This is a genomic window from Streptosporangium album, from assembly GCF_014203795.1.
Lineage (GTDB): Bacteria > Actinomycetota > Actinomycetes > Streptosporangiales > Streptosporangiaceae > Streptosporangium > Streptosporangium album.
Window position 1 is genome coordinate 319,911 of record NZ_JACHJU010000006.1, and the last position, 14,695, is coordinate 334,605.

General features: G+C 68.4%; 14 protein-coding genes. 8 read left to right on the plus strand and 6 right to left on the minus strand.

Features of this window, described 5'->3' with window-relative positions; genetic code table 11:
- From FHR32_RS40240 to FHR32_RS40260, 5 genes are read left to right on the plus strand one after another with little or no spacing between them, the layout of a single operon-like run.
- A complete protein-coding gene (locus tag FHR32_RS40240) occupies positions 1 to 1,008 on the plus strand; it encodes a Gfo/Idh/MocA family protein (RefSeq protein WP_184759838.1) in 1,008 nt (335 codons plus the stop codon).
- Complete coding sequence (locus FHR32_RS40245; RefSeq protein ID WP_184759839.1) at positions 1,005 to 1,775, plus strand: sugar phosphate isomerase/epimerase family protein; 771 nt, start codon at positions 1,005 to 1,007, stop codon at positions 1,773 to 1,775. The genes FHR32_RS40240 and FHR32_RS40245 overlap by 4 nt, the downstream gene beginning before the upstream one ends.
- Positions 1,772 to 3,217 (plus strand): beta-N-acetylhexosaminidase, encoded by a 1,446-nt coding sequence (locus FHR32_RS40250; RefSeq protein WP_184759840.1) that lies wholly within the window; start codon positions 1,772 to 1,774, stop codon positions 3,215 to 3,217. Before FHR32_RS40245 ends, FHR32_RS40250 begins: the two co-directional genes overlap by 4 nt.
- Entirely contained in the window at positions 3,204 to 4,229 is a 1,026-nt protein-coding gene (locus FHR32_RS40255) for an NAD-dependent epimerase/dehydratase family protein (protein WP_184759841.1), read from the plus strand. The genes FHR32_RS40250 and FHR32_RS40255 overlap by 14 nt, the downstream gene beginning before the upstream one ends.
- Before the next feature lies 1 nt (position 4,230).
- Positions 4,231 to 5,238: a dihydrodipicolinate synthase family protein gene (locus FHR32_RS40260; protein WP_184759842.1), complete on the plus strand. Its 1,008-nt coding sequence runs from the start codon at positions 4,231 to 4,233 to the stop codon at positions 5,236 to 5,238.
- A gap of 180 nt (positions 5,239 to 5,418) precedes the next feature.
- Here the strand turns inward: FHR32_RS40260 and FHR32_RS40265 are convergent, their stop codons facing one another.
- Complete coding sequence (locus tag FHR32_RS40265; RefSeq protein ID WP_184759843.1) at positions 5,419 to 6,564, minus strand: mandelate racemase/muconate lactonizing enzyme family protein; 1,146 nt, start codon at positions 6,562 to 6,564, stop codon at positions 5,419 to 5,421.
- Between the two features lie 363 nt (positions 6,565 to 6,927).
- Between FHR32_RS40265 and FHR32_RS40270 the strand changes: the two genes are divergently transcribed.
- The gene (locus FHR32_RS40270; protein WP_184759844.1) at positions 6,928 to 7,209 is read left to right on the plus strand and encodes a dsRBD fold-containing protein; all 282 of its coding nucleotides are present in this window, start codon (positions 6,928 to 6,930) and stop codon (positions 7,207 to 7,209) included.
- A gap of 70 nt (positions 7,210 to 7,279) precedes the next feature.
- Complete coding sequence (locus tag FHR32_RS40275; protein WP_184759845.1) at positions 7,280 to 7,456, plus strand: DUF998 domain-containing protein; 177 nt, start codon at positions 7,280 to 7,282, stop codon at positions 7,454 to 7,456.
- A 115-nt stretch (positions 7,457 to 7,571) separates the two neighbouring features.
- Here FHR32_RS40275 and FHR32_RS40280 read toward each other — a convergent pair whose 3' ends face one another.
- The 5 genes from FHR32_RS40280 to FHR32_RS40300 form a co-directional block, all read right to left on the minus strand.
- On the minus strand, positions 7,572 to 8,489 hold the full coding sequence (locus FHR32_RS40280; protein ID WP_184759846.1) for a lytic transglycosylase domain-containing protein: 918 nt from the start codon (positions 8,487 to 8,489) through the stop codon (positions 7,572 to 7,574).
- Between the two features lie 147 nt (positions 8,490 to 8,636).
- Complete coding sequence (locus FHR32_RS40285) at positions 8,637 to 9,491, minus strand: sugar ABC transporter permease (protein ID WP_184759847.1); 855 nt, start codon at positions 9,489 to 9,491, stop codon at positions 8,637 to 8,639.
- Positions 9,488 to 10,984, minus strand: a complete 1,497-nt coding sequence (locus FHR32_RS40290; protein WP_312882924.1) for an ABC transporter permease subunit — start codon at positions 10,982 to 10,984, stop codon at positions 9,488 to 9,490. Before FHR32_RS40290 ends, FHR32_RS40285 begins: the two co-directional genes overlap by 4 nt.
- Positions 10,985 to 11,120: 136 nt before the next feature.
- Positions 11,121 to 12,392 (minus strand): sugar ABC transporter substrate-binding protein, encoded by a 1,272-nt coding sequence (locus FHR32_RS40295; RefSeq protein WP_184759849.1) that lies wholly within the window; start codon positions 12,390 to 12,392, stop codon positions 11,121 to 11,123.
- 824 nt (positions 12,393 to 13,216) lie between these two features.
- Positions 13,217 to 13,525, minus strand: coding sequence for a hypothetical protein (locus FHR32_RS40300; RefSeq protein WP_184759850.1), 309 nt, complete (start codon positions 13,523 to 13,525; stop codon positions 13,217 to 13,219).
- A 466-nt stretch (positions 13,526 to 13,991) separates the two neighbouring features.
- Between FHR32_RS40300 and FHR32_RS40305 the strand changes: the two genes are divergently transcribed.
- A complete protein-coding gene (locus FHR32_RS40305; RefSeq protein ID WP_184759851.1) occupies positions 13,992 to 14,651 on the plus strand; it encodes a hypothetical protein in 660 nt (219 codons plus the stop codon).
- Positions 14,652 to 14,695: the final 44 nt, after the last annotated feature.

The following is a 14,695-nucleotide window of genomic DNA, read 5'->3' on the forward strand; positions in this document are numbered from 1 at the left end:
GTGACAACAACATCCGGGCTGCGCCTGGGCGTCATCGGTGCGGGCACCATCGCCGAGTTCCATGTGGCCGCCGCACGACAGACAACCGGGCAGGTGAAGGTCGTCGCGGTGTGCGACGTGCGGGCCGAGGCGGCGGAGAAGCTGGCCGCGGAGGCCGGCGCCCGCGTCTTCACCGACCATCGGGCGATGATCGAGGCCGGCGGCCTCGACGCGGTCGTGATCACCGTCCCGCACGCCCTGCACGCCCCGATCACCCTGGACGCCGCCGCGGCCGGGCTGCACGTGCTCGTGGAGAAGCCGATCGCCACCACGCGCGAGGACGCGATCCGCATGATCGACGCCTGCCGCGCGGCCGGCGTCGTGTTCGCGGTCGGGCACGTCCTGCGCTTCGTCCCGACGCTGCGCGCCGCGGCCGCCTACCTCGCCTCGGGCGAACTCGGCCACGTCGTCGTGGCCTCGGAACGGCGTACCGCCGACTACGCCGACCCCGCGCGGCCCCGCTGGTTCCTCGACGCCGGCATGGCCGGCGGCGGGATCGTGCTCAACGTCGGCACCCACAGCATCGACAAGCTCCAGATGCTCGTCGGCTCGCCGATCGTCGAGGTCACCGGCCACATCGCCGGAGCCGCCGGCGGGTCGGTGGAGACGGAGGCGGTCGCGCTGGCGCGGCACGCCGACGGCACCCGCTCGACGATCTCCGTCACCGGCACCGGCCTGCCGTTCACCGACGAGGCCGAGATCGTGTGCGGGGAGGGCGCGGTACGGATCAGCCGAGGCGAGGGCGTCTGGTCCTTCCGCGGAGGCGTCGCCACCCAGGTGGCCGCTCCCGAACCCGGTGAGATGTCCAGGGCGTTCGCCGCGCAGCTCGCCGACTTCGCGCGGGCCTGCGCGGCGGGGACCGCGCCCGAGGTCACGCCGGAGTACGCGCTGTCCGTCCTGGACGTCGCCCTCGCCGTCTACGAGTCCGCCCGTCAAGGTTCCACCGTCACAGTGAAGGGACAGATGTGAACCCGCTCGCGTTCAGCACGCTCGGCATGCCGGGCGCCCCCGCCGACGAGGTGATCGCGGTGGCCGCCCGGTACGGCTGCGCCGGCGTGGAGCTGCGCTGCGCCGAAGGTGAGATCGTCTCCCCGGACACATCGCCCGGCGACCTGCGCGCGGTCGCGCGCGCTTTCGACGCCGCCGGAATCGAGATCGTCGCCGTCTGCTCCTACACCCGCGTGGCGCGGCCGGACGGCGATCCCGTGGCCGAGGTGCTGCGCCACGTTGAGATCGCCGAGGCGCTCGGCTCGCCGTACGTGCGGGTCTTCGGCGGGGTCGAGGGCCAGGACGACCCGGCCACCACCGCGACTCGGAGGCTCGCGGAGGTGGCGGACCGGCTGCCGGACAACGGCGTCGACGTGCTGCTGGAGACCCATGACGTCTTCCTCACCGGCGAGGCGATCGCCGGGGTCCTCGCCGGTGTCGGCTCGCCACGGGTCGGCGCGCTGTGGGACGTGGTCAACCCGTGGCGCGCGGGGGAGACGGCCGCCGACACGGCGGACACGCTGGCGCCGTACCTGCGGCACGTGCAGATCAAGGACGCGGCGGCGCCCACCGAGCTCGCGCCGGTGCTGCCGGGACAGGGCGCGGTCGGGGTGCCCGGCGTGCTCGCCGAGCTCGACCGCATCGGATACTCCGGATACCTCGCGCTGGAGTGGGAGCGCATGTGGTATCCCGACGCGCCCCCGATAGGCGAGGCCCTCGCGGCCTTTCGCCAGGTGATCGGGCGATGATCCCGCAGGTGGCCTCGTCGACCCCGGGACAGGGGCTGTTCCCGCTGGACCGGGGCGCGCGGGTGCGCGGTCCGCACGCCGGCACGGCGCGGGAGCTGCTCGGCCTGGCCGCGGACGGCGAGGGTCCCGGGGAGATCACCCTCCGCCTCGTGGACGACGCGTCCCTGGGGGAGGAGGGGTACACCCTGACCGTCGCCCCGGAAGGGGTCCAGATCGGCGCGGCGGGCGTCGCGGGCCTGCGCTGGGGCGTCCAGACGCTGCGCCAGCTCGGTGGGCCCGGCGGCGTGCCGTGCGGCACCGTCCGCGACGTGCCCAGGTACGCCTGGCGCGGCGTCATGATCGACGTGGCCCGATGGTGGCGCCCGGTCTCGTTCCTGCGCGCGTACGTCGACCTGCTGGCGCTGCACAAGTTCAACGTCCTGCACCTGCACCTCACCGACGACCAGGGCTGGCGGTTCGAGGTGCGCGGGCACCCGCGGCTCACCGAGGTCGGGGCCCACCGCGCCGAGTCCCCCGCCGGCCACGCACGGGAGGGCAGGTTCGACGGCACCCCGCACGGGGGTTTCTACACCCAGCGGGAGCTGCGCGACCTGGTGGACTACGCGGCCGCCCGCGGTGTGACCGTGGTCCCCGAGATCGAGTTCCCCGGACACTCCCAGGCCGCGATCGCGGCCTGCCCCTGGCTCGGCCACTCGCCGGCCGAACCCGTCGAGGTGCGGACCTCGTGGGGCATCTCGTCGCACGTGCTCAACGTGAGCGACCGCGCCGCCGGTTTCGCCCGCGACGTGCTCGACGAGCTGTGCGACGTGTTCCCGTCCCGATTCGTCCATATCGGCGGTGACGAGGTCCGCGGCGACGAATGGGCCGCCAGTCCCGACGCCGCGCGGCGGGTGACGAGCGCCGGGCTCGCCGGGCCGGCCGCCCTGCACGGCTGGTGGGGGCGGCTCCTCGCCGATCACCTGCGTGGGCTCGGCCGCCGCGCGGTGGCCTGGGACGACATGCTCGACCACGATCCGCCCGAGGACATGGTGATCATGGCGTGGCGGGGCGTGGACCGGATCGACGCGGCTCTGCGGGCGGGCCACGACGTGGTCGCCGCCCCGCACACGCACACCTACCTCGACTACGCCGAATCGGACGCTCCCGGAGAGCCGGTCAGCATCGCGGGGCCGCTTCCGTTGGAAACCGTCTACGGATTCGACGCGGGGGACGGGGTCCTCGGCATGCAGGCCCAGCTCTGGGGCGAGTACCTCCCCACGCGGGAACGCTTCGACTACAACGCCTTTCCCCGCCTCTGCGCCGTCGCCGAGGCCGCCTGGTCCTCCGGCCGGGACCTCGGCGACTTCACCCGGCGGCTGACCGCCCACCTGCCGCTCCTCGACCGCCTGGGCGTGGGCTACCGGCGGCCACACGACGAAGGAGCGCGACATGTTCACCTCTGAGCGGGAACTTGAGGACCGGCTGGCCACCCCTTCGGCCGCGCTGGTCACCGACGTCGGCGAGCTGGACGGCGACCTCGTCGTGCTCGGTGCCGGCGGCAAGATGGGGCCGAGCCTGGTCCGGCTGGCCCGGCGCGCGCTGGACGCCGCGGGACGGAAGTCCGCCCGCGTGTACGCCGTGTCGCGCTGGTCGGACGACGCCGCCGCCAAGGCGCTGGCGGACCAGGGCGTCGACGTGGTGCGCCACGACCTGATGGGCGGCGACGACCTGGCCGGGCTGCCCGACGCGGCGAACGTCGTTTTCATGGTCGGCGCCAAGTTCGGCACGTCGGCCGCGCCGTACCAGGCGTGGGCGGTCAACGCGGCGCTGCCCGCCGCCGTCGCCCGCCGCTACCGCGACTCGGCGATCACGGCGTTCTCCACCGGCAACGTGTACCCGCTGGTGGACGTGGCCTCCGGAGGTAGCGCGGAGGGCGACCAGCCGGGACCGGTGGGGGAGTACGCGATGAGCTGCCTCGGCCGCGAGCGGATCTTCGAACACGCCGCCGCCACGTACGGCACCCGGGTCGCGATCCTGCGCCTCAACTACGCGGTGGACCTGCGCTACGGCGTGATCGCGGACATCGCCGCCAATGTGGCGGCGGGCGAGCCGGTCGACGTCACGACCGGGCACGTCAACGTCGTGTGGCAGGGGTATGCGAACGAGGTCGCGCTGCGCTCGTTGCTGCACGCGCGCGCCCCGGAGGCGTTCACGCTCAACCTGACAGGGCCCGAGACCGCCTCGGTACGGCGCACGGCCACCCGGCTCGCCGCCGCGCTCGGCGTCGAGGCGGCCTTCACCAGGCGGGAGAGCGGCACGGCGTTGCTGAACGACGCCTCCCGCTGCCACGGCCTGTTCGGCTATCCGGACGTGCCGCTGGACACGCTGATCGCGTGGCAGGCCGACTGGCTGGCGCGCGGGCTGCCCCTTTCGGGAAAGCCGACCAAGTTCGCGGTGCGCGACGGGAGGTTCTGAGATGTCTATCGACCTGCTCAGGGAGGGGACCGTCATCCCCGCCCATCCGCTGGCACTGACCGAACGGCGCACGCTCGACGAGCGCCGCCAGCGCGCGCTCACCCGCTACTACCTCGCCTCTGGGGCGGGCGGGGTGGCCGTCGCGGTGCACACGACGCAGTTCGAGATCCGCCAGGCAGGGCTGCTCCGGCCGGTGCTGGAGATCTCCGCCGACGTGGTCGCGAAGGAGGCGGACCGGCCGTTCGTCATGGTCGCCGGCGCCTGCGGCGACACCGCGCAGGCCGTCGCCGAGGCGGAGCTGGCGGCGTCGCTGGGCTACCACGCCGTGCTGCTGTCGCCGATGGTGCCGGGCGCGGGTGAGCCGCAGCTGCTGGAGCGGGCCAGGGCCGTGGGCGAGGTGCTGCCCGTCATCGGCTTCTATCTGCAGGAGGCGGTGGGCGGCCGCAGGTTGAGCCCGTCCTTCTGGCGCTCGCTGAGCGAGCAGGAGTCCCTGGTGGCCATCAAGATGGCACCCTTCGACCGATACCGCACGCTCGACGTGGTCAGCGCCGTCGTGGCGTCGGGGCGCGGCGACGGCGTCGCGCTCTACACCGGCAACGACGACAACATCCTGGCCGACCTGCTCACGCCGGTCGCGGGACGCCGCATCGTCGGCGGGCTGCTCGGTCAGTGGGCCGTGTGGACCCGCGCGGCGGTGCTCATGTTCGAGGAGGTGCGGCAGGCGTGGGCGGGGGACGACCGGGTCCTCCGTTCCCTGCTGGGCCGTGCCGCCGACCTCACCGACGCCAACGGCGCCGTCTTCGACGTGGCCGGCGGCTTCCACGGCTGTATCGCCGGAGTCCACGAGGTGCTGCGCGGACAGGGCCTCCTGGCCGGCACGTGGTGCCTCGATCCGGCCGAAGGGCTGTCCCCGGGACAGGCCGAGGAGATCGCCCGGGTCGGCGCCGCCTATCCCTGGCTGGTCGACGACGACTTCGTCGCCGCCCACCTGGACGACTGGTTGCGCTGACCACAGGTGAACCACGGCCTTGGGCACCGAGGCGGGAGACCGAGGCCGCGGGGCCTGGGGTGCTGAGGCCGGGGCTGGGAGCCTGGGGGTGGGGAGTGCATCCCCGGCCCCGGGCCGCGCAGGCGATTCGGTGAGCCGCCGCTCTCGTCAGGGAGCGGCGGTTTCACCTTGTCAGACTCGTCAGACGCTCCAGTACGCCGTGGAGAGGGCGCGGACCGCGTCCTCGTCCACCTCGACGCCGAGTCCCGGCCCCGTGGGCACCAGAGCCGTGCCGTCCACGACCTCCACCGTGCTCCCCCCGACATAGGCCGAGTGGACGAACTGCCGTCCGTTGAGGTCGACAGGGGTGTCCACGCCGAACGCGGCGAACAGGTGCAGCGAGGCGGCGAACCCGAGATCGGTGTCGGTCAGCCCCGAGCCCATGATGCGCAGCCCCGCGTCCTCGGCGAGCTGGCACAGCCGGCGGGACAGCGTGAGACCGCCTGAACGCTGGACCTTGGCGATGGCGATGTCGACCGCGTCGAGCTTCACGAACGTGGCCAGGTCGGAGGGATGGCGCAGGCTCTCGTCCAGCGCCACGGGCAGGGGGCTCCGGTCCCGCAGCCTGCGCAGCCCGGTGACGTCGTTGGCGGGCAGCGGCTGCTCGAACGCCGACACGTCCAGGTCGGCGAGCCTGCGCGCCATGCGCAACGCGCCGTCCACGGTGTAGGCCTGATTCGCGTCCACCCAGATGGGCGCGTCCGGGGCCGCCTCCCTGACCGCCGCCACGACCGAGACGTCCGTCGCCTCGTCGTGCAGGCCTACCTTGACCTTGTACGCGTGATAGCCCTGCGCCCGGCCCTCCTCGACCGCCTGCCGTACCTCGGCCGGGGTCTGGCCGGCCACGATCCAGCCGAGCGTGATGCGGTCGACGCGGCGCTGGCCCCAGAGCAGGCCGACGGAGACTCCGAGCGCCCGGCCGAGCAGGTCGTGCAGCGCGATGTCGAGTGCGGACTTGGCGATGGGCGAGCCGATCGTCAGCCCCCGGTTGATCACCCTCTCGTAGGCCGCACAGGCGCCGTCGAGATCCCACGCCGGCCGTCCGATCAGCGCGGGAGCGAGGTAGCGGTCGATCGTCGTCGAGATCGACTCCACGGTCTCGTAGGTCCAGGCGGGCGTCGGCGTCGCCTCCCCCCAGCCGGTCCGCCCTCCGGCCGTCACCTTGACGAGAACCCGTTCGGCGGGCCTCCCCGCCGTGGTGACGCTCCCCCCGGAAATGCTGAACGACCGGATGGTCGGCAATTCCACGACGAATGTCTCCACCCGCTCGATGACCAGCGAATCCATGATTCTCCCAATGAAATGAATTCATGCTCGTTTCTTTTATGGCAATGCCCTCAACCTAGCATGCCGGAAATGGCTCACGAATTAATGGAATGAATTCATTGCCCCTGTTGTCGAGTTCCGGCGTGGACTGAATCCCGCCCTGCCCGGCTCGCGTACGCCCGCGTCGTCGCCGGCGCCCCGACGAGACGCCCTCCGCGGCGGTCTCGGGCCCGGATACGCCCGTCCTTGCCGTGAGTCAATGGGGCCGCAGGCCGGCTGCGGTCGGGAAGGTGGGCGCGTCCCTCCGGCCGGAGAGGGGGCCCTGCGCCCCGTAGGCGTGAAAGCATGTTATGGACATCTGCCGCCCTCCGAGGAGGACCGAAGATGATCGGCAAGCGCTGGAATGTCACCATCGACATCACCGAACACGGTGATGACACTCATGCCCGTGCCGCACTGGCCGTTCCGGCCGTGGTCAGCGTTTCGGGCGCGGGACATGCTCGCCGCGGTCCGGACGACCGGCTCGTTCCCGAGATCGGCGACGAACCGGCCGCCGCACGCGCCCTCGCCAGGCTCGGCCAAGGAGCTGATCAGAAGATCGTTTCTCGGGAAGAAGGCGATCGTTCGCGTCAACATGAGTTGACGGTGACCTCTCTGTCAACCTAAATTGACAGGCATGGGCGATCTTCCACGTTTCGGACCCCCGCCCGCTGAAATCTCATCCCGATCGGATCGGATGAATGCATCGACGAAGAAGCTGCTCGTTTGCGGCGCGATCGGCGGCCCGCTGTTCGTCATCGCCTTCCTCATCGAGGGCGTCACCCGCGCCGACTACGACCCACTCCGTCATCCGGTCAGTTCACCGGCTCTGGGCCCGTCCGGGTGGATGCAGATCGCCGACTTCCTCCTCTAAGGCCGCGCAGATTTCACCTGACGCGGTATTCCCGCCGGTCGAAAACGCGTTCGATCCGATGGCGGGCTCAGGGAGACACCGGACGGATATCCGGGTCCGCCCAGCTCGGAAACCGTCAGCGGGGGCCGGTGAGACGGACGTCGCCCTCCGCGGACAGGACGAAGACCTGCCAGTTGTAGTAGGCGTAGAAGCTGCGGGGATCGCGCTTGATCTGGCGGGCGTGCGCCAGGACGGCGTCGACGTACCGGCTGTCGTGGTTGTAGGCGAACACCGCACGACGGTAGTCCCGGGGTGCCCCCGACGCCTTGAGGTAGTTGGCCGCGCCGAACACAGCGTCGCGCGCGTCGTGGACGTCCCCGCCCAGTCCGTACTGCCGCCACGTGCCCGGCATGAACTGCATGGGCCCCTGCGCCCCGGCGGAGCTCGCCGACCTGACCCGGCCGAACTTCGTCTCCACGAGCATGATCGCTGCGAGAACCTCCCACTCGACGCCGAACCGCTTCTCGGCGCGCACCATGAAGTCACGCAGCCGCTTGGCAGGGGGCGGTTCCGTCAAGCGCATCCGCTCGCGCCGCGCCGCGCTGATCGGCCGGGCCAGGGACAACAGCTTCCCGACGGCGGTGACATTGTCGCGCGCCTCGGCGGCCGGCCGTTCGGGCAACCGCCTGATGGTCCCCCGGGCCAGCGCCGTGCTGCGGGCCATCGCCCGGTAGATGCGCTGCTGATGGAGCGCGAACAGCACGACGTCCCGCGGCGGCCGCTCCTGCGATCCCTTGGTCCAGCCGTCGATCGCCTCATCCAGCGCGGCGGTCGTCTTTTTCAGGGCGCCGGCCAGTTTCACGGGGTCGGTGGGGATGCGGACATCAGGCGCGGGCGCGTCCGCGGGCGTATCCGCGGCCCCCGCCTGCGGGGAAGGTGCTTGGGAAGCGCTCGGGACGGGCCGCTCCGATGCCGCCGATCCGTCCGCCGCACCACCGCATCCCGCGAGGACGACTACGAGCGGCACTGCGGTCACGGCGTGGATCAACCTCATGACGCCTTACCGTATCGCCCGAATTGCCGCGCAGGAGGGGAGTCCTCGCACCCGGCATCGCCGGTCTTCGGGATGAGATCTCGTGGTCGCCACCGAAACCATGGTCGCGGAACCCGGTTCTCCGGGCCGGTTCCCGGGTTGCGATCGCTAGCTCTTGACCGCTCCGGAGGTGAGACCGCAGACGATGTACTTCTGCAGCCAGAGGAAGACCCCGACCGTGGGGACCGCGGTGATCAGCGTGGCCGCCGCGAACATGCCGAAGTTGGCGTTGCGCCCATCACCGGCGATCATTCCGAACATGCCCACCGCGAGGGTCTTGCTCTCCGGGTCGCGCAGGAAGACGTTGGCGATGATGAACTCGCTCATCGTGCTGATGAAGGCGAGCATCCCGGTGACCGCGAGGATCGGCGTCACCAGCGGCAGGATGATCCGCCAGAAGATCTGCGCGTGCGTGGCGCCGTCGACCCTCGCAGCCTCGTCGAGTTCCTTCGGGATCGTGTCCAGGAAGCCCTTCATCAGCCAGGTGTTCCCGCCGAGCGCACCGCCGAGGTAGAGCAGCATGAGGCCCCACACCCCGTTGAAGCCGAAGGCCGGGTAGAGCTCGGTGACCTTCGTGAAGATGATGAAGATCGCCACGATTGCCAGGAACTGCGGGAACATCTGGACCAGCAGCAGCGTCAGCACTCCCACGCGGCGGCCCCGGAAACGCATCCGGCTGAAGGCGTAGGCCGCGAGCACGCTCAGCAGCAGGCTCGCGAACGAGGCGGACAGCGCGATGAAGACCGAGTTGAAGAACCACCGTGCGAACGGATAGGTGACGGAACCGAACAGGTTGGCGAAGTTGTCCAGACTCGCCCCGGTCGGCAGTAGCTGCGAGGAGGTGAGCGTGCCCAGCGGGTTGATCGCCGCCGAGAACACGAACAGAATCGGGAAGAGCGCGAACGCCACCACCACGAGCACCACCAGATGGCGCCAGCCGACCTGCTTGAACCAGCGCGTCATGCGTGCACCTCCTCCTGACGGTGGGTCTGCCGGAACGTGATCGCCGAAACGAGGGCCACGAACGCGAAGATGAAGACCGAGATGGCGGCGGCGAAGCCGAACTGGGCCGAACCGGTGCCGAACGCCAGCCGGAACGTGTAGGTGATGAGCAGGTCGGTGGCGCCGACCTGGGGGCTGTCCGCCGGAAACGGGCCGCCCTGGGTGGTGAGCTGAATCGCGTTGAAATTGTTGAAGTTGAACGCGAAAGAACAGATCAGCAGCGGCGAGAGCGCCACCAGCAGCAGCGGCAGCGTCACCTTGCGGAAGGTGCACACCATTGAGGCGCCGTCGATGCCGGCCGCCTCTGTCAGCTCTCGGGGGATCGCCTGCAACGCACCGGTGGCCACCAGGAACATGTAGGGAAAACCGAGCCAGAGGTTGACCAGGATGACTGCGAACCTGGCCGTGGTCGGTTCGCCCAGCCAATCCAGGTTCAGCCCGAGCATATGGTTGATCAGGCCGAAGTCGCGGTTGAACATGTCCCGCCAGACCAGCAGCATCGCGAAGGCCGGCATCGCGTACGGCAGGATCAGGGCGACCCGGTAGATCCTCGTGCCCCGCATCCGCGGGTGGTGCAGCGTGAGCGCCACTCCCAATCCGAGTACGAACGAGGTGGCCACGGACGCCAGCGCGAAGACCATGTTCCATGCGAAGACGCCGAGGAAGTAGCCCGAGATAGCCGGGTCGGTGAGGACTCGCGCGAAGTTGGCGAAGCCGACATCGACCTGCCAGCCCTGTATGAGGTGCCGGCCCGAGGGATCAACGAAGAAGCCCCTGGACCCGTCGGCGACCCAGCGCCGGCCGGTCTCGGCGTCGGTGACGCAATCGCACGCGGCGTCGTAGGTCTTCTGAGCCCTGCCCTCGAAGGCCCGGCTCAGGCCATTGGCCTTGATGGTGCCGTTCGGGGCCGGGACGGAGAGGGCGGAGATCTCCGGCCCGCGTTCGGCCGCCTGCGGAGTGGTCAGGATCGTGTAGCCAGGAGCTTGCGCGACCTTGCCGCTTATGCCGATCTTCGCACCGGGGAGCGGGGTGAGCCCGTCGGCGGTGCCGACCTGGACCTGCTTGATCTTGGTGTCGGTCAGCAGGAAGACCAGTTTGCCGCCCTTGAGCGCGGGGGTGAGGCCGTAGTCGGGTGAGCCGGGCACCTGCCGTACCGAGTCGGATTCGATCGCCGCGATCGCGGCCTGCTTGTCCCCGCGGTGGCCGTCGCCGAAGTTGGTGAAGGCCGTGGTCATCGTGTAGACGATCGGGAAGACCTGGAAGACGAGCAGGAAGATCGTGCCCGGCACCAGATACTTGGCCGGGATGAACCGGCGGCTCAGATAGAGATAGCCGATTACCCCGGTGACGACGCCCAGAACCGCGAGCGCGACCCAGGCCCCCGTGGCGATCAGCGGGGGCCCCGCATAAAGCAGGATCGCCGACACGACGCCGAGCACGGCGATCCGGCTCACCACGAAGGCCCTGGAGATCTCACGTCGTCTGGGAGCCGGCCCTTGGTTCCCGGCTCCACCGCGCGGCCTCGGCCGTGGAGGGCTCCCGCCCTCCACGGCCGTCGTCGTTTCTGGAGTGGACATCGGCCTTCCCGGGTCAGTTCTTCAGCAAGTTGTCTATGGCCTTCTGCACGGAGGCCGCGGCCTTGGCCGGGTCGCCGCCCTTGATCACGGTGCTCTCGGCGATGCCGAAGGTCATCCAGATGGCTGACATCTCGGGAATGGCCGGCATCGGGAGACCTTTCCTGCCCGCGTCCATGAACTTGGCGGCGTCAGGATCGGTGGCCTTGACCGTGTCCAAGACGGCGGTCAGCGCCGGAGGGCGGGGATCGGCCTCGTAGAGGGCCGTGGCGACGTCCGGATTGGTGACATAGTTGGTCACGAACTCCTGGGCGAGGGCTTTGTTCTTACCCTTGGAAGCCACGTAGAAGGCGTGCACCCCGACGAACGGGGTCGCAGGCTTGCCGCCCTCGAAACCCGGGACCGCGGTGATGTCGTAGCTCAGGCCGCTCTTCTTCACATCGGTCATCGCCCATGGGCCGGAGACCAGGAAGGCGCATCTGCCCGCGGCGAAGGTCGAAATGGAGTTCTCGTTGGTGAGCGAGGTCTTCAGCGCGCCGTCGCCCTTCTCCCCGAGGTCCCTCAGCTTGCCGAACGCCGCAACCGATCCCTTGGAGTCCACCAGGACCTGTTTGGGGCCGGGGTCACCGGAGGCGGTGGTGCCGAACAGGGCGCCGCCGCCCGAGGCGAAGATCGGGTAGATGTGGACGGCATCACCGAACTGGGTGACCGGCAGGCAGAGGATCTCCTTGACCTTGCCGTCGTCCTTCAGCTTCCTGCCGGTCTTGACCAGTTCTTCGATGGAGGCCGGGGCGTTGGGCGCCAGTTTGGTGTTACGGATCAGCGCGATGTTCTCCACGGTGTACGGCACGCCGTACACCTGGCCGTCGAAGGTGACCGCCTTCAGCGCGATCTCGGAGAACGAGGCCTTCTGCTCGGCTGTCAGGTGCACCGGGTCGATGTCGCCGTTCTGGACCAGGTTGCCGATCCAGTCGTGCGCGCCGATCATCACGTCGGGGCCGCTGCCCTGCTGCGAGGCGGTGATGAAAGTCTGCTGGTTGTTGTCGCTGATCTCCTTCACCTCGACGGTGACACCGTGCTCGGTGCCGAACTTGTCGGCGAAAGGCCTGAGGGCCCTGGTCCTGTTGGGGTCAGCCCAGACGACAAGCCTGCCGCTGCCCTTCGCGAGGGCTGAGGTAGCCGTTATCGCGCCGGGGGCTGCCGCGGCAGGCGTCTGGCCGCTACAGGCCGTGACGGCAGAGGCCAGCACCGCCACCGCGACGGCGGCCACCGCAACACGGACGCGCATTGGACCTCCTCGTGTTCTCTGAGCTTTCCGACATGAATATCTTTGTGATCCCACCTTTTATGCTGTGTTTGCATTTCCATGGTCTTGATGTGACTTGGGCCTGCGAGGCTTTGCAGATTTTGTAAGAAACTGACGGATATAGTCGTTGGGCTGCTATTCGGTAAACAAGCACACCTGTCATACATTCCCGCATCATCCGTGATGTTGCGTTTTTTGCTGATCGATAACTCGGGTCCGGCTCTCATCTGCGCCTGAAGATTTACATAAGTCGGCTTGACGGTCCCGGAGCGGAACGGGATGGTGCTCAGCCGTCCGCCGGGAGGACCAGATGCACCTACCCACACTGACCGGCGGAATCGTAAAATTATAAACGGGAATTGTTCAATACTCGGCCAGTCACATCACCCCGAAAGAGCGACCGCAGGTCTCGGCGGAGGGAAAGCGGTTCACCTCAACACCTCCAGGGCGAAACGGATTGCTCTTTCCGTAAGCGTTCCCGTTCAAATTCGGTCGGTTGCCTCTATCGCGGCCGGGCCGGCTCGGCCGCGACTCCGGATGTCGATCCATCGAGGTCAGAGGCTTGCTGGGGCCTCGGGACGAGTGGTATGGTTTGTGTGGATTATGCCTCTTGAGTTGATGTGGACTGGACCTCAGGCAAGCTCTGTCCCTCTCAAAATTAGGCATTTTTTTTCATTTAAAAGGTCATCTCAAGATAAATCCGCCATGAAAAGCCGAGATCACTGGTAATCAATCAGCGATGGCGGTCACCGCAGGCGCGGCTGGCAGTCTGCACATCTCAGAGCCGCTCCTGTGACCGGCATCGCTCAGTCAAGTTCAGCAGCGTAGGGGTAGGTGTCCGAACGGGTTGACGACATGCGGCGGTGATGGTCGATCGCGAGCAGGCCCACGGATGGGGGGCAGGCGGACCGGCTGACCGTCGCCAAGATCAGGGCGAAGCTCGCCCGGCTCGGGGCGGTGGTGCCGTACCGGGCGTCACACCGCGTCTCCGTCGCGCGTCCGTTGCGCGCTGTGACTTCGGCGAGGGTGAGGTCGCAGTGCAGGGCGAGGGTGAGGTCGCAGTGCAGATCGCCAATGGGGGTACCAGGTGAGGGGGTGGCAGATCGACTCCACACGGGTGGGACCGGTCGACGATCCGGCGTCGGGACGGCGCCGTGCCAGGCACGCGCCGATCTTCGCCGCGGTCCGCCTCCGGCTGACCCTGGCCCAGAGGTTGCGAGCGGTGAGCCGTGGTGTGAGGTGACCGGGGCCCGCTTGAGCAGGATCTTCAAGGTGATCGCTCTCGGTGATGTGGCAGTGGTCGTCATCGAAGCGGACGTGGTCGAAGCGGACGTGGTCGACCCGCGGCCGACCACTGGCCGGACCGTGCGCGGGTATCGGTCGGCCTCCGGCGCATTCGCCGCCCGGAGACAAGGAAACCATCATGATCGATGGCAGGACCGGGTGACCTTCCTCCGTTGCGCTGTGGTGCTCCATCACGTCGGCAAGAGACATGTGCCGTCAGCATAGGAATCACCAGTGGCCGCGAAAGGGGGGTGAATTTTGAGATCTGCAAACATCGAGCCGGGGTTGCGGGCCGACGTGAGTGTCACTCCCTCCCTGATATCCGAGATCTCCTTCCCGTTCCGTGCCCTTGCCTGCGCCTTGACCTGGCCTACCAAAAATGAAGTCGTGGGCGGGGTGATATCAAAGGGTCCTGGCATCTTCGTGTCGATCGCATGGTGGACGAGCCTGCTTCTCCCCAACCACCCGGTGATCTTCGCGATCATAATTACCATAACGGTGTTACATGAGGGGTTCCATGGTATATGGGTTTACTCCTGGCAGGAATTCCAGGCCATCATCGGCTCGCGGAGTTTCATATACCAGACGGTTCTGAACCTTGTTTACATGCAAGTGACGCTGGCGATCTACCGCATATTAACCTGGCTGGCCATACCGTCCACGATTCTCCCTTGGCAGGCTGCTTACTGGCGGGACGTGAGCATCGTGGTGGTCGCCGGTTCGGTATCCGGAACGTTGGGCTATCGCGGCCTCAACGCCTTGTACGACAAAGGTCGCATCGGCCGCCATACGCGATCGCATATTCAACAGGGCCGTGACCTTTTTCTGGCGCTGGCGTCGTCAATATTCGCCAGTAGTTCCATGCACTTGTTCTGGATTCTTTTCGCTCTTCAGCAACTATTCGATTACACAATCTTCGTTGTTGGATGGTTGGCGCGCCCTCGCCCCAGTCGGTGAACCGGACAGGTTCGCTGAAATCCAGCTTGAGCTAGCCGAAAAGG

Coding starts and splice junctions, on each gene's coding strand:
- FHR32_RS40250 (WP_184759840.1), top strand. CDS start 1,772: ATGATCCCGCAGGTGGCCTCGTCGACCCCGGGACAGGGGCTGTTCCCG.
- FHR32_RS40255 (WP_184759841.1), top strand. CDS start 3,204: ATGTTCACCTCTGAGCGGGAACTTGAGGACCGGCTGGCCACCCCTTCG.
- FHR32_RS40260 (WP_184759842.1), top strand. CDS start 4,231: ATGTCTATCGACCTGCTCAGGGAGGGGACCGTCATCCCCGCCCATCCG.
- FHR32_RS40265 (WP_184759843.1), bottom strand. CDS start 6,564: ATGGATTCGCTGGTCATCGAGCGGGTGGAGACATTCGTCGTGGAATTG.
- FHR32_RS40270 (WP_184759844.1), top strand. CDS start 6,928: ATGATCGGCAAGCGCTGGAATGTCACCATCGACATCACCGAACACGGT.
- FHR32_RS40275 (WP_184759845.1), top strand. CDS start 7,280: ATGAATGCATCGACGAAGAAGCTGCTCGTTTGCGGCGCGATCGGCGGC.
- FHR32_RS40280 (WP_184759846.1), bottom strand. CDS start 8,489: ATGAGGTTGATCCACGCCGTGACCGCAGTGCCGCTCGTAGTCGTCCTC.
- FHR32_RS40285 (WP_184759847.1), bottom strand. CDS start 9,491: ATGACGCGCTGGTTCAAGCAGGTCGGCTGGCGCCATCTGGTGGTGCTC.
- FHR32_RS40295 (WP_184759849.1), bottom strand. CDS start 12,392: ATGCGCGTCCGTGTTGCGGTGGCCGCCGTCGCGGTGGCGGTGCTGGCC.